This window comes from Myceligenerans crystallogenes, from assembly GCF_039529775.1.
Lineage (GTDB): Bacteria > Actinomycetota > Actinomycetes > Actinomycetales > Cellulomonadaceae > Myceligenerans > Myceligenerans crystallogenes.
In genome coordinates this window covers 21,122-35,258 of record NZ_BAAANL010000009.1, presented here as the reverse complement: position 1 = coordinate 35,258, position 14,137 = coordinate 21,122, and the positions used below count along the sequence as shown (strand labels likewise).

Genomic DNA, 14,137 nt, shown 5'->3' with positions numbered 1-14,137 from the left:
GGAGGCCGCCTTCATCGTGCCGTCAGGCGAGCTGCCGCTCCCGGACCGGGGCGTCCAGGACCGACCGGACTGCGATCCGTGCCCGGCTGCCGACGACGTCGGTGAACGGGTACGGGTCGTAGCCGGCGCCCAGGCCTGCGACGGCGATCTCGATCTCGCCGTCGGCCGGGGCGTGCTCCTCGATGACCCAGGTGATCTCGGCGTCGCCGTCGGGAGTGATGAGGTCAGCCCACTGGCGGGTCTGCCCGGCGGCCAGGCCCGCGGGGAGCTTGATGCTCGCGTTGAGGTCGGTGATGGACCGCAGCTCGCAGCGTGCGTGCGGGTGACGGGGCGTGCCGACGGTGACGACGAGCTGGTTGGTCGTCGGGCCGACGGCCTCGATGCGGGCCGACATGGTCATCGGCGCCGGCATCGCGGCGTAGCACGCGGTCGAGTTGCACAGCAGCAGGGTCATGTCCTGCGCGGTGAGGGTGGTCAGGCCGTGCCGGTCCCCGCCCCACTCGGCACGCCACGGGTCACCGATGAGGAACGTGTCGTTCTCGTCGTCGTAGCCGACGACGGTCACTACGTGTCCCTCGCGGTCGACCTTGTGGACCAGGTCGTGGTCGGGCATCGGGTAGGCGACCCCGGGGTGGAGCCGGACGACCACCGGGTAGCCGGTGGCGAGGTGCTCCTTGAGGTTCGCGATGAACCGGGGCTGGAACGGGTCGTAGCTGCCGATCGGCAGCAGACCCGCGCCCTCCAGCGCGCCGGTGCTGATGTCACGGACGGTGAGCATGAGACATCCTCTCGTTCGTCGTGTTGCCGGACCTTGCCTTAGGCGTCGTCGCGACCGCCCGACTCCCACTCCTCGATGACCGCGAGCACGTCCGCCCGGTTCGGCGTGTGGCCCTGGGCCTCCGGGAACGGAAGCGTGGACGAGGCGATGATCCGCGCGGATCCGCCTCGCCAGATCAGATGCGGGTCGATCCCGCGCCCGCGGATGTACTGCGCGGCGTCCTCGGTCAGGTCGGGGTCGATGACCTTGCCGTGCGTGGCCAGTACCGCGGCGAGCACCGGACCGCCGGAGTCCGCGCGGCGCTCCGAGGACGCGGGCAGTTCGGCGTCGCCCAGCACGCGGGCCTGTGGCGCGTCGGGGCGTTCGGTGGTGCCGGTGTCGACGACGAAGCTCACGACCCGCTGACGCGCGCCGGAGTACACCCGCCCGTAGACGGCCACCTCGGCGTACCGCTTGTCCTGCCCGATCTCACCGGCCCAGTAGTACGACGTCGGGCCGCTGCGCAGCATCCGCTCATGGCCGCTGCGCCCGAGGTGCCGCAGGTCGAGGTCGATCTCGTCGACGTCGCCACCCGGCTCGTACTCCACACGCAGGAAGTCGCGGTCGGCGCCGACGACGTACTGGGACTCGACCCTCACCGGCGTCTCTTGGGCGGCTAGAGAGACGGACACGAGATAGCCGTCGCCTGGTGGGTCCCCGCCGCAGATCAGGACCCGGCCGTCCGCGACGACGGGCGCGGAGTACGCGTTGAACCCGACTGGGACCTCCCATGCGGCAGAGAGATCGGCCAGGCTCCGTCGGCTCAGCCAGGCGCCGCCGTGCACGAAGACCGAACCGTCGTGGATCGTCGGGACGGACCAGATCCCCATCGGGTCGACCGCTGTCGAGCAGATGACGTCGCCGTTGGCCGACCGCAGCAGGTGCAGAACGCCCTCGAGCGTGCCGACGGCCACGACGCCGTCGACGATGCATGGCGCCGACCGCACCGCGACGCCCCGACCGGGCAACTCGGTACGCCACACGACGGCACCCGAGCCGGCGTCGACCGCCACGACATGGCCGTCGCTCGTCCCGGCGACCACCCAACCGTTCTCGGTGTCCAGCGCGGGGCCGGCGGTGTCGGAGGCGACGACGTAGTCCGGCCCGATCGGCGCGGTCCACAGGATCTGGTTCGACGTCGGCTCGAAGCAGACCACGACGAGCGAGGTCCCCTCGCTGCGACGAAGGCCGGCTAGCGAGTAGAGCCTTCCGCCCCACGCGACCGGTTTGCCGAAGAAGATCGACCCCACCAGGACGGCGAGCTCGGTGACACCGCCGGAGCCGAATCCCAGGACGTGGTTCCCGATAAAGATGACGTACCTGTCGCCGACCACCACCGCGGTCGACCGGATCCGTGAGCCGAGATCGGCCTCCCAGCGCACGTGTCCGTCATCGGCGTCCAGCGCCGAGTACGTGGTGAACGAGTTCGGGACGCACAGTTCGTCGGCGTCCGGGTTGTAGATGCTCTGCCCGTACGACCCCATCGGCAGGGCGCGCCGCCACCGTTCCTTGTGACTGTCGGACAGAAGGCGAGCATCGAACGTCTTGGCCTGGTCGTCGTAGCCGACCACAAGGACGCCGTGCGGCGTCGGCAGGGGCACACGTCCGACCCCGCGCAGCGGGGTCGCCGCCAGAACGGAGGCACGCACCGGACAGTCGTCGCGGGGCGCGGTTCGTCTCCACAGCTTGACCAGGGACATGATCTGGTCTCCTCGTCTCTCGTTCGTCTGGATCCGGGCGCGGGCGCGACCGAACGGAAAGAGCAGGAACACGTCGGAGCAGGTGCCGGCCACCGCTTGCAGCAGGTCGTATCGCACGTCGACAACGGGCCAGGAGGATCGACACTCGCGGACGAGGATCGAACCGTTTGTCACGACTTCTTCCTCGTAGCGGTGTATCCATCGAACCTTCGATGCGCCGACCGAAGTGACACAGATCCGTGTCACCTGCGGATCTGGTCACGAAGCCGCTCATCGGGTAAGCAGGTGTGGTGATCGTCATAGTTGGACTGGGATACGTAGGTTCAGCGCTCCTGGGGCTTGCCCCAGGAGACGCCGCCGTGGTCTCCCGCGACGGCAGGGACGGCTCCTTGGCATGGCGCTCGAACCTCGTGCGCCTTCAGGCGCGGCAGGACGGGGTAACAATCGTCTGGCTGCTCGACGGCGCGAAGCACGAGGAACTCGACCGCCTCCGGGAACTGATCGACGTGCTTCCCGATGGATCGCACGTCGTGTACGCGTCCACGTGCACCGTTTACGGCGACGCCGCTGGGAACCCGTGCACGGAGGACGCCCCGCTGCGCCTGGTCACTCCGCATGCGAGGCTGAAGAAGGCCGGCGAAGACCTGTTGACGGAGACGCCGAGGATTACGACGGCCGTCCTGCGCCTGGGAGCCCTGTACGGACCCGATCCACGTCGGATCCGAACTGACCGGGTTACGAAATGGCTTACCGAGGCGCGCGACCGCCAGACGATCACCGTTCCCGCCCCGGATCACTGGCGCGGCTGGCTCCACCGTGATCAGGCGGCACGTGCGTTTCATGTCGCGGCTCGCGAGCGTGTTTCCGGCACCTTCAACGTGGCCGCCGCGAACGCCACCTTCGCCGAAGCGGTCGCCACTGCAGCAAGCCTGACCGACGCCGAGATCATCACTGGGGGCAAGCGCGACCTGATGGACTACCAGATCGAGGCCGAGAGAGCCCGCGGATTCGGGCTGCTGACGGAGGCACCGGGCGAGGACCTTGCGGCATGTACACAAGCAGTCGCGGCGCAGCTCTTCGGCATTTCCCCGAAGGGAGACGACGGTGCGTAGGATCGCGCAGACGACTGCCGGGATCGGAGGCAACGATGATCGGATCTGACGAGACGATCGGAGACCGGATCGCTCACCACCGCAAGGTGCGGCGCCTGACGCAGACCGCTCTGGCGGAGCGCGCATCCGTTAGCGTGTCCATATTGCGCAAGATCGAACAGGGTTCACGCGACGCTACGCCCGTGCTCGTGGCTGCGCTGGCGAAGGCGCTCAGCGTCGACGTGAGCACGCTCAACGGCCAACCGTACGACCGCAACGGACGGCGTCCGGATCAGATCCACGCCCTGATGCCGCCTCTGCGGCGTGCGCTCGCGTACTGGGATGTGGCCCCGGCTCCGGAGACCTCCCCGCGTGGATGGGGCCTGCTGGAAGCGGACGCCCGGGAGGTGTCGCGTCTGCGCCAGGCAGGCCAGCACATGCAGGTGGCCGCGCGTCTGCCGGCGCTGCTCCTGGAGACGACGGCGCGCGCCGAAGACACCATTGGCGGAGAGCGCGAGCGGTACTTCGAGATCCTGACGGTTCTGCTCTTCGCCGCACACTCCGTGACGTACAAGACGGGGTACGAGGACCTGTCCACTGTCGTCGAGGATCGCCTGGTCTGGGCGTCGGCGCAGTCCAGCGATCCGCTCATGCAGGCCCTGGCCGCATGGGCAAGGACTACGTCGCTTCTGCGCGCGGGTGCGTACGACGTCGGGCAGACACTGCTCGAACGCGCCCAGGCCGACGTCGATGTCCGAGTTGACGGATCCGCCGGTCAGTACATGGCTGGGTCTCTCCACCTGCGCGGGGCCATACTTGCTGCTCGTGCCGGCGACGCTCAGTCCGCAGAAACCCACCTCGTGGAGGCGCGGAACCTTGCCGACCGTGCGGGTGCGGACAGCAACGGCGGCTGGTACCAGTTGACCTTCGGGCCATCGAACGTCGGCGTTCACGACGTCGCCACCGCCATCGAGCTCGGCGACGGGCCGACTGCGCTCAACCGCGCAGAGCCGCTGCGCCTGGCGTCCGGGTTCCCCGCGATCCGGGCCGGCCACCACTACATGGACCTTGCCCGGGCATACCTGTGGCAGGGGCGCAATGACCGCGCCCTGGCCTGCCTGTACAGAGCTCGCGAACTCGCGCCTCAGCAGACCCGGCACCACCCGACGACCCGTGAAGTGCTTCGCATGCTTGTACGTGCCCACCGCCAAGCGAACGAGCCGCTCGCGAGGTTCAGCGCGTGGGTCGGTATGGTCAAAGCTCCCGAGTGAGCGGTTCACGCTTTCAACGCTGGACTCACCACACCCTGAGACGTAGGGGATCAGCTTCGGTCCACAGCCCGTACCGGGCGTCGCAGAGAGCCCGTCGTGACGCGACGCTGACCGCGGGCTATCCTCTCGGCATGATTCCAAGGCGTAACTGGTGGTGGCTGCACACGCAGCCGTGACCAGACGCGCCCACGCCGTCCCGAGCTGCTTGCCGCAGCCGGGACGTTCCCATTTCCAGGGGTCCGACGGCGGTGGCAGGCCCGAACTTCGAGGAGCCACCATGAACGCCAACCCCACCACCACGCCTGACCGCGAGCAGGTCCACTCGACCGAGTCCGTCCGCACCGCCCGCGAACGCTCCACCGTCCTGGAACAGCAAATCACCGCCGACCCGAGCCGGTTCCGCGTCCTGACCGGCGAACGCCCCACCGGTGCCCTGCACCTGGGCCACCTGATCGCCACGCTCGACAACCGCGTCCGCCTCCAGGCCCAAGGCGTGGAGATCTTCCTGATCGTGGCCGACTACCAGGTCATCACCGACCGCGACGTCGCCGGCGACCTGCCCGCCGTCGTCCGCGAGGTGCTGTTGGACTACCTCGCCGCCGGGATCGACCCCGAGGCCACGACGATCTTCACGCACTCCGCCGTCCCGGCCCTCAACCAGCTCCTGCTGCCGTTCCTGTCCCTGGTCACCGTCTCCGAGCTGGAACGCAACCCCACCGTCAAGGCCGAGACCGCCGCCGCGGAGAAGCGCGGCCGACGCGGGATGTCCGGGCTCATGTTCACCTACCCGGTACACCAGGCCGCCGACATCCTGTTCTGCCACGCCAACCTCGTCCCGGTCGGACAGGACCAGCTCCCGCACCTGGAGATCAGCCGCACGATCGCCCGCCGCTTCAACAACCGGCACGCCGCCGACCAGCCGTACTTCCCCGAACCGGACGCGCTCATCGTCCCGACACCGACGATCCTCGGGAATGACGGCGCGAAGATGTCGAAGTCCGCGGGCAACGCCCTCGAGATCCGAGCCTCCGAGGACGACACGGTCCGGTTCGTCAAGCGGGCCAAGACCGACTCCGAACGCCACATCACCTACGAACCCGACCGCCGCCCCGAGATCGCCAACCTCCTGACCATCGGCGCCCACTTCGCCCGAACCACACCAGAAGCACTCGCCGAAGAAGTCGGCGCGGCCGGCGCGGGACGGCTCAAGCAGGTCGTCACGGAAGCACTCGTCGAGGGCCTGCGCCCGATGCGAGCCCGCCGCGCGGAGGCAGCCGAGCGCGGACCCGAGTACCTGCGCGCCATCCTCGCCCGCGGCAACCAGCGCGCGAACGAGATCGCGAACCGCACCTTGGAAGACGTCCTGAAGCTCATGCAGATGCGCTACTGATCAGCAGCGCGCGCCCGGCTGAGATTCGGTGGGCTCGCCTTGTGCCATTGCCCTCGGCGCTGGTGGCACAGGATCGGGCCGCGCTGTGGTCCTGCTCATCGTGTCTGTGGTCATGGTCGTGGCGGTGGCTTGTGAGTGACACGTTCTTGTGTCACTCGGCAGCCAGTGAATTGGGCAAGACTCGTCACTGCAAGGCCACCCGTTGGAGGATCGGTGAGGACATGGAAGACGAGGACTCGATCGGGCGTCGGATCGCGCACTACCGGCGTCGGCGCGGTATGACACAGATCGCTCTGGCTGAGAAGGCGTCGGTCAGCCCGTCGTTGTTGCGCAAGGTCGAGATCGGTGCTCGGGATGCCACGCCGGTACTGATCGCGGCCGTCGCGGGGCCGCTCGGGGTCGATGTGACGACCCTCAACGGTCAGCCGTACGACGTCGACGGCCCGCGCCGGGACCACATTCACGAACACGTGTCCGCCGTTCGGCAGGCGCTGACCTACTGGGACCTTCCGCCCGAGCTGGAGACCGCCCCGCGCACGGCGTCCGCCCTGCTGTCCGACGCGGTCGCCGTCGCGCACCTGCGGCAGGCGGACCGCAACATCCAAGCTCTGATCCGGGTTCCCGCGCTCCTGATGGAGACGACGGCCGCCGTTCACGCTAGCAACAATCCCACCGAGCAGGAGACGCTGTACGACGCTCTGGCGACGCTGCTGCACCCGACGATGTCAATCATGCACGCCACCGGTTACGACGACCTGGCCACCATCGTCGCGGACCGGATCACCTGGGTCGCCGGGCTGTGGGGCAACCCGCTCGCCGTCGGACTCGCCGCACACACCCGCACGTCGTCCATGCTGCGGCACGGCACGTACGACGTCGGACTCCGCCTCGTCGAGCGGGCGCGAGCCGTTCTCGAGCAGGACTCCGCCGACCCCGCGGCGTTGCGCATGACCGGCTCCCTGCACCTGCGTGCGGCGATCCTGAACGCGCGAGCCGGCAACGCCGACGGCGCGGCCGCACACGTCACGGAGGCCCTCACCATCGTCCGGCATCTGCCGCAGGACACCGACCACCTGTGGCGGAACCTCGCGTTCGGACCCACGAACACGGGCTTCCACGACGTCGCCGCCGCGATCGAGCTCGGCGACGGTCCCCGAGCCCTGACCTTGGCCGAAGCACTTGACGTGCCAGGCGACTTCGCTCCGACCCGCGCCGCGCACCACTACATGGACCTGGCCAGGGCGTACATGTGGCAGGGGCGCCACGACCGCGCACTGTCCAGTCTGCAGCGCGCCAGGGACCTCGCACCCCAGCAGACTCGGCACCATCCCACTGCGCGGGAAGTGCTGCGCATGCTCGTGCGCTCCCACCGGCATGCGAACGAGCCGCTGGCGCGGTTCAGTGCGTGGATGGGGCACCCGAACTGACGCGCTCCGGGTGCGGTCTGCTCAGTTCGCGGTGGGCTCGATCGCGTCCAGCAGCTCCGCCCACGGAAAGGTCTCGGCGGCTCCGCCGCCGGACTGGTGCGGCTCGTCCGGCCCGATGACGATTTTCAATCCCCAGCTCCGCAGCCGCTCCAGGGTGGGCTCGTAGGTCGGGTGCTTCGCGAACTTCTCGTTGATGTACGGCCCGATGACGATCGGGATCCCACGACCGATCTGTTCCGTCAACCGGGTCAGCACGTAGGTGTCCGCAATCCCGAGTGCGAGTTTCGTGACCGTGTTGTACGACGCCGGAGCCACCACGACCGCGTCCGGATCTGGGAGCGAGTAACCCACCGTGGTGTGGAAATCCGCTCGTACCGGGCGGCCGGTCACGGACTCGATCTGCTCAATCACCTCAGGAAAGGTTCCGATTGCCTGCGCCGTCGTCAGGACGTGCACATCCCAGCCGCGTTCTGTCGCCATCGGCAGGAATCTCGACGGCACCAACCGCGTAGCCCCGGCCGCGCACACCACGATGTACAGCACACCTCGCGTCATGGACGCGACCCTACCGGCCGCCGATGACGTTGCGGCACTCAGTTGCGGACCGTCGGCGCAAGACGGTTCGAAGGACGTCCGACACGATTCCCCCGAAGCCTCCAGGACAGTCCGGCCTGTGGATGCCGAACGAGCCTTCCCGTGTTGCCGGATGACGGCACCGCCGGACTCAATCTCGGCATGACGGAGCGGTTCTGACCTGCCCTGACGTGGCTGGCTCGGTTCTCCTGCACGGTTTCGCGCATGCGATTTCCGGCGATTCCCGGTGTCAGCGTGGCCGTCATGGACACGCACCTGCCAGCTGAGTTCGCACCCAGAGCCCGCGCTCTGGTCGCGGCCTTCCGCGCGCCGTCGACCGCAGCGACAGCGACCCTCCTGGCGCGCGCTGGAGTGCCGGCCTTCCCGTGCGTCCCGGGCGGCAAGCCCCCGTTCACGAAGCGCGGCTTCCACGACGCCACGACCGATCTCGGCAAGCTGGAGCGGTTCTGGCGCCGGTGGCCGGACGCGAACCTCGCGATCCCGACCGGGCGTGTATCCGGGTTCGACGTGGTCGACGTCGACATGCACGATGGCACGTCCGGGCGCTCGGCGTTCGATGCGTCGCTGAAGGTAGGGCTGACGTCCGGGTGGGCGTTCACGGTCCGCACACCGTCGGGAGGATTGCATGCCTACTTCCCGAACGTCGCTGAGCAGGCATCCTGGGCGTGCGCGCCCGCGCACGTGGACTTCCGGGCCGACGGCGGGTACATCGTGGTGCCGCCGTCACGGGTCGTGTACGACGACGGCCAATCCGGCATCTACCGGCTCGCGGCGGTAGCCGATCACCCGGCCGCGCCGGTCGACGGCGCCGCGCTGCGCGAGTTCCTGGCGCCGCCGCGCCCGAAACCCCGCCGCGACTTCGTCCCCGCCCCCGGGGCATCGCGGTCGGATCCCGAGCGGTTGGCGGCCTGGATCGCCGCGCATCCCGAGGACGGTCGCAAACAGCGGCTGTTCTGGGCTGCGTGCCGTGCCGTCGAGGCCGGTCACGATCTGGAAACCACCCTCGTTGCGCTGGGCAACGCCGCGCTCAGCGTCGGTGTGCCCGCGCGGATCGCGGAGTCCGCGATCCGTTCCGCGTTCCGGCACACGTCCCCGCGTGCCGAACCGCCGGCCGCCGGCCGGTCATCTCATCCGACGTCTCCGGGCGGCGGTCGCCGTCCGGAGCCTCCCAGGGCGGTGATCTCATGAACGACCCCCAGCACCAGCACACTCCCGTATCCCGCACGGGCATCGCGAAGGCGTCCATCCCGGACGGCCCGAACCCGTTCGCCGTGAACCGGGACCCGTCCGGCCGAGACGAGACCGCACGGGATGAGGCGTCTAGGGACGGGCGGCTGCGGTGGATGCGGCTGACGGACCTGCACCACGACCCGACGGTCGCCGAGCGGCTGATGAACGGCGTGGACCTGCAGGCCCGGCTCGTGCGCTGGACCCGCGGCCTGCCGGTCCGCGGCATCCGCACCCTGCGGAACCTCGGCAAAACCAAGCCCGCACCCCACCACGACGTCGATCACGAAGGACCGGAACTGTCATGAACACCCTGAACGCCACCGTGACCTACCCGCACGACCCGAAGCCGCCGTTCGCCTACCCGCAAGGACTGCGCCGTGTACTGGTCCAGATCCTCAAGCTGGGTGCCGACGGTTGGTCCCGGCACCCGCAGGTGCCCGACCTGCTGGCGTACTGCGAGAGCAAGTACGCCCTGCTGGCTCGCCGTCACGGACAGGAGACGACCGACGCCGTCGCTGCGGCGTTCGACGTGCTGCGGCTGCCGTCCACGCTGGACGCCGATGACCCGTGGGGCGTAGTGACCCGTGCCGTGCAGCGCACCCTGCAGGCCGCGGACCGGGCCGACCGGCTCCTGTGCTCGACCGACCACGCCCGCCGGCTCATGAAGTCCGGCGACCGGGACGCCGAACGGTTCAGCGAGCTCGACGAGGACGCCGCGGTCCCGGCCCTCGTGGAACGCATCGCCGCCCGCACCACCGACGAGTCGGCAACCCAGGGCGCGACGGCGAGGAAGTTCGGGTCGATCCGGGAGTCGATCACGGACCGTGACGCCCGGATCGGCCTGATCACGGTCCGCACGCTCATGTCGTGGGCGGGATGGCCGCCCGAGGAGGCGCGCGTCGCTCTGGAGTACGTGTGCCACCGGCTGCGTGAGTCCGGGGGCCCGGGCGCGGCGCTGGATGCGCTGCGCAGGGACCTGACGCCGTTGCGGCTGCTCGACGTCGACCACCGGACCTGGACCCGCCTGTGCCGCACGCTGCTCGGCGACGCCGGCACCGATGGGCTGTTGCGCCGCGCGGTCTGCGGCGCCCGCCCCGTGGACCTGCTGGCCGATGCCCGCCTGACCACGGCCCTTGCCCTGACCGCGCCGGTGAAGGAGGCCCGTCGTGCCTGAGGAACAGCTTGGCGGCCTCGACGTCGCCATCGACGGGATTACCGTCGGGGTCCGGCACCGCAAGGAGCTTGGTGACCTTCAGACACTGGCCGCGTCCATCGAGAAGCTCGGCCTGCTGCAGCCGATCACCATCACCCCGAACCGGGTGCTGGTGTGCGGGTGGCGGCGGCTGGAAGCGGTGAGGCTGCTCGGCTGGACGCAGGTGCGCACCTGGATCCGCTCGGGCCTGTCGGACAACGCGCTGCAGCTGCTGGCCCAGCACGACGAGAACGTCCTGCGCGCTGCCTACTCGAAGACCGAGCAGGCCCGGCTGTACCAGGAGTTCAAGGACGTCCTGCGCGAGGACGCACGCCGCCGGCAGGAGGCTTCCCGGTTCGGTGCGCGCTCGGCCTCGCGCGAAGCAGCCGCGCCGGCACCGGAAGCCGAAACGAATGATTCGGTCATTGTGGGAGCCGTTGAGTCAACGGCACCGGACACGCTGACCAATCCGGGCGGAACGGGTGACCTGCGGGACCAGGCCGCGCTGCTGGCATCAGGGCGCAAGTCGTGGCAGGCGCTGGAACGGATCGGGCGCCTGATGGACCACTCGGTTGATGAGGGCCTGCCTGGGGAGATCCGGGAGGCTGCGGCCGAGGCCGTAGCGCGGATCGAGGACGGCGGTCAGGTCGCTCCCGAGTGGGACAGCATCCAGACGATGCTCCAGGCCACCCAAGGCCAGGCTCCGGCGGCGGAGACCCACGACGACGCCGATGCCCCGCCGGCCGGGCCCGCCGCCGCGCCGGCGGCGCCGGCCGCGAGGGTCACCAAGTACGCGTTGCGGGTCTGGGCCACGACCTGGGAGCAGATCTCACGCCTGCTCGATGATCACGACCCCCAGGTACTCGGTCCCGCGCTCCCAGTGCGGGACTGGGAAACGCTCTGCGACGTCCAGCACCGGCTGACCGCTCTGGTCGCAGCGATGGAAACCGCGCGTCACGACTCCGCGGCATCGGCTGGTGACGTCGGACGTGCCGACACGACGGCTAGCAGTGCCGCGGCCGGAGAGCCTGACCAGCGGCCAGGCACCGTCGGGTCTGCCGACCACGCGGTGCCGGTCCGGGTGGGAGCACCGTCATGATCCGCGACTGGCTGCGCCGGAACGTGCGCATCGTGATCAGCGTCCTGATCCTGACCGGCATGGTCGCGGCGGCGCTCACCGCACTCGGGAACCGGACCGGCCGCGAACCGGCCACGCCGCGAGCCGTTTCCACGGCGGTCATCCGGAACGACTCTGGGCCGGCAAGCTCGCCGGCGCCCCGGGTCGAGCAGGCATCGGACGCGATCACGTTCGCCCGCCGCACGGCGACGGTCTTGTTCGACTGGGACACCACCACCGACACGCCTGCCTCGATCACCACCGCGCTGCTCGAGCACGCCGATCCGTCCGGGGAACAGACCCCGGGTCTGCTCGCGGACCTTCCGGCCTGGCTGCCCGACGACGCCTGGTGGCAGCGGCTGCGCGCATACGAGACCCGCCAGCGATTCGACCCGGCCGCGGTCGGGGTCCCGGATGCCTGGACGCGCGCCGTCGAAGACCGGCGAACCGCAGATCTCGCGCCCGGCACGGTCGCCGTCACCGTCACGGGTGTTCGCCATCGTGACGGCGTCGTGGCGGGCGAGGCGGAGTCCTCGACGTACGAGGTGGTCATGACGATGTTCATCGTCTGCCCGCCCGACGACGGCGGCGGCTGCTGGCTGGCCCGGCTCGGCGCGCCCGGCAAGGTCCTGGAATGAGGCGCCTCTGATGCACAAGCTTCTGGCGTTCCTCGTGTTCCCGGTATTGCTCCTGGGCCCGGCGGTTGTCCTTGTGGCGGTCACCGTTCTGTCGGCTGCCGCACGGCCGGCGTCGTGCGGGCCGATGGTCACGAACGTGCCCGGCTCCCTGACCGCGACCGCGGCTGACGGCGTCACCGTCAGGCTCGACGGGGTTCAGCTCGCGCATGCGGCCACCATCGCACGTGTCGGGAGCCGGACCGAGGGCGTGGGGCGTGACGGCGTCACCGTCGCGCTCATGGCGGCGCTGACCGAGTCGAGCCTGCGGATGCTGGCCAACCCCACCGCCTACCCCGACTCCGTGCTGTATCCGAACGACGGCTCGGGGTCGGATCACGACTCGCTCGGCCTGTTCCAGATGCGCCCGGTAGCGGGCTGGGGGTCGGTCGAGGAGCTGATGGATCCCGGCTACCAGGCCCGTGCGTTCTTCGGCGGGCCGCAGGGCCCCAACGGCGGTTCGCCGCGCGGGCTGCTGGACGTGCCCGGCTGGGAGCGCATGCCCAAGGGCTCGGCGGCGCAGGCCGTCGAGGTCTCCGCGTTCCCGGACCGGTACGCGAACTTCGAACCGGTCGCCGACAGGATCCTGGACGCGCTCACGACACCCGGCTCCGCCGCGCACGCCACGGAGCCGGGCACCACTCCCACACCCGACCGGCCTACCGAGCCCGCGGGCGCCGCGACGTCGTCGCCGGGTGGGGCGGTCGTGTTCCCGCTGCCGGAGGGCACCTGGCGGCGCACGTCCGGGTTCGGCTATCGCGTCCATCCCGTCTACGCCACCACGACGTTGCACGCCGGCGCCGACTACGCCGCACCCGCAGGCACCCCGGTGCTCGCAGTCGCCGACGGCATCGTAACGGAAGTCAGCGCGGACACCCGGGCGGGGAACCTCGTGGTCGTCGACCACCAGCTCGACGGCGCCGTCGCGACGGCCTACGCACACCTGCTGGACGGGTCTACCACCGTGTCCGTCGGCGACCCGGTCACCGCGGGGCAACAGGTCGCCGCCGTCGGCGCCACCGGCGCCGCCACCGGACCCCACCTACATACAGAAGTTCATCCGGGTGGCTTCTGGGCCACGACTCCCATCGACCCGGAGCCATGGCTTGCCGGCCACGACCCCAGCCACCTGACCCAAGCCGCCGCAGCAGCGTCTGCGGCCTGCACCACCGGAGCCCGACCATGACCACCCCCTCACCCCGATCCACGGTCCCGCACGAGACCGTGTTGGGCCTCGACCCCGCCGGCGCCCTGTTCGGTCTCGAGCTCCACCGAGAGGCCGATGGGTGGAAGACCACGCTGATCGGCCCGGACGAGGAACTGCCCCGCACGCGGACCCCGCCTGCCCTCGCCGTCCAGGACCAGCCGTGACCCCGATCGGCCCGGACTTCGCTGCGGTGACCGGGAGCGGATTCGGGGAGGTGGTCGGCGCGCTGCTCACCTACACGCTGCTGACGGCCGTGGCCACGCTGATCGGCTCCGGGCTCACGTGGGCTGTCGCGGCCTCGCTCGGGTCGTGGCAGATCGTCGCCAAGGCCCGCACCGGAGTCCTGGTCGCCCTCGGCGGCGCCGTCCTTGCCGGCGGCACCCTGGCGTGGGGCGGCTGGCTCCTCGACCTCGGAAACCAACTCTAG

15 protein-coding genes are annotated in these 14,137 nt (G+C 70.0%); 12 read left to right on the top strand and 3 right to left on the bottom strand.

The features are described 5' to 3' along the window. Positions 1-22: 22 nt before the first annotated feature. Complete coding sequence (locus ABD208_RS18505; protein WP_344105860.1) at positions 23-778, bottom strand: C39 family peptidase; 756 nt, start codon at positions 776-778, stop codon at positions 23-25. A 38-nt stretch (positions 779-816) separates the two neighbouring features. Beyond that, the gene (locus ABD208_RS18500) at positions 817-2,691 is read right to left on the bottom strand and encodes an outer membrane protein assembly factor BamB family protein (RefSeq protein ID WP_344105858.1); all 1,875 of its coding nucleotides are present in this window, start codon (positions 2,689-2,691) and stop codon (positions 817-819) included. 185 nt (positions 2,692-2,876) lie between these two features. On the opposite strand from ABD208_RS18500, the gene ABD208_RS18495 reads away from it, so the two are divergent. From ABD208_RS18495 to ABD208_RS18480, 4 genes are all read left to right on the top strand, one after another. After that, positions 2,877-3,629 carry an NAD-dependent epimerase/dehydratase family protein gene (locus tag ABD208_RS18495; RefSeq protein ID WP_344105856.1) on the top strand — a complete coding sequence of 251 codons (753 nt, stop codon included), beginning with the start codon at positions 2,877-2,879 and terminating at the stop codon, positions 3,627-3,629. A gap of 35 nt (positions 3,630-3,664) precedes the next feature. Beyond that, positions 3,665-4,879 carry a helix-turn-helix domain-containing protein gene (locus tag ABD208_RS18490; RefSeq protein ID WP_344105853.1) on the top strand — a complete coding sequence of 405 codons (1,215 nt, stop codon included), beginning with the start codon at positions 3,665-3,667 and terminating at the stop codon, positions 4,877-4,879. Between the two features lie 277 nt (positions 4,880-5,156). After that, positions 5,157-6,269: a tryptophan--tRNA ligase gene (trpS, locus tag ABD208_RS18485; protein WP_344105851.1), complete on the top strand. Its 1,113-nt coding sequence runs from the start codon at positions 5,157-5,159 to the stop codon at positions 6,267-6,269. Positions 6,270-6,490: 221 nt separating this feature from the next. Continuing rightward, positions 6,491-7,696, top strand: coding sequence for a helix-turn-helix domain-containing protein (locus ABD208_RS18480; RefSeq protein WP_344105849.1), 1,206 nt, complete (start codon positions 6,491-6,493; stop codon positions 7,694-7,696). Between the two features lie 21 nt (positions 7,697-7,717). On the opposite strand, the gene ABD208_RS18475 is transcribed toward ABD208_RS18480, so the two are convergent. Continuing rightward, positions 7,718-8,251 carry a flavoprotein gene (locus ABD208_RS18475; protein ID WP_344105847.1) on the bottom strand — a complete coding sequence of 178 codons (534 nt, stop codon included), beginning with the start codon at positions 8,249-8,251 and terminating at the stop codon, positions 7,718-7,720. Positions 8,252-8,533: 282 nt separating this feature from the next. Between ABD208_RS18475 and ABD208_RS18470 the strand changes: the two genes are divergently transcribed. From ABD208_RS18470 to ABD208_RS18435, 8 genes are read left to right on the top strand one after another with little or no spacing between them, the layout of a single operon-like run. Beyond that, on the top strand, positions 8,534-9,478 hold the full coding sequence (locus ABD208_RS18470) for a bifunctional DNA primase/polymerase (RefSeq protein WP_344105845.1): 945 nt from the start codon (positions 8,534-8,536) through the stop codon (positions 9,476-9,478). After that, positions 9,475-9,825, top strand: coding sequence for a hypothetical protein (locus ABD208_RS18465; protein WP_344105842.1), 351 nt, complete (start codon positions 9,475-9,477; stop codon positions 9,823-9,825). Before ABD208_RS18470 ends, ABD208_RS18465 begins: the two co-directional genes overlap by 4 nt. After that, entirely contained in the window at positions 9,822-10,694 is an 873-nt protein-coding gene (locus ABD208_RS18460) for a hypothetical protein (RefSeq protein WP_344105839.1), read from the top strand. Before ABD208_RS18465 ends, ABD208_RS18460 begins: the two co-directional genes overlap by 4 nt. After that, positions 10,687-11,811, top strand: coding sequence for a ParB N-terminal domain-containing protein (locus ABD208_RS18455; RefSeq protein ID WP_344105837.1), 1,125 nt, complete (start codon positions 10,687-10,689; stop codon positions 11,809-11,811). Before ABD208_RS18460 ends, ABD208_RS18455 begins: the two co-directional genes overlap by 8 nt. Then, on the top strand, positions 11,808-12,467 hold the full coding sequence (locus tag ABD208_RS18450; protein ID WP_344105835.1) for a cytochrome P450 family protein: 660 nt from the start codon (positions 11,808-11,810) through the stop codon (positions 12,465-12,467). Before ABD208_RS18455 ends, ABD208_RS18450 begins: the two co-directional genes overlap by 4 nt. Before the next feature lie 10 nt (positions 12,468-12,477). Next, a complete protein-coding gene (locus ABD208_RS18445) occupies positions 12,478-13,689 on the top strand; it encodes a M23 family metallopeptidase (RefSeq protein WP_344105832.1) in 1,212 nt (403 codons plus the stop codon). After that, complete coding sequence (locus ABD208_RS18440) at positions 13,686-13,874, top strand: hypothetical protein (RefSeq protein WP_344105830.1); 189 nt, start codon at positions 13,686-13,688, stop codon at positions 13,872-13,874. The genes ABD208_RS18445 and ABD208_RS18440 overlap by 4 nt, the downstream gene beginning before the upstream one ends. Continuing rightward, on the top strand, positions 13,871-14,137 hold the full coding sequence (locus tag ABD208_RS18435) for a DUF6112 family protein (protein WP_344105827.1): 267 nt from the start codon (positions 13,871-13,873) through the stop codon (positions 14,135-14,137). Before ABD208_RS18440 ends, ABD208_RS18435 begins: the two co-directional genes overlap by 4 nt.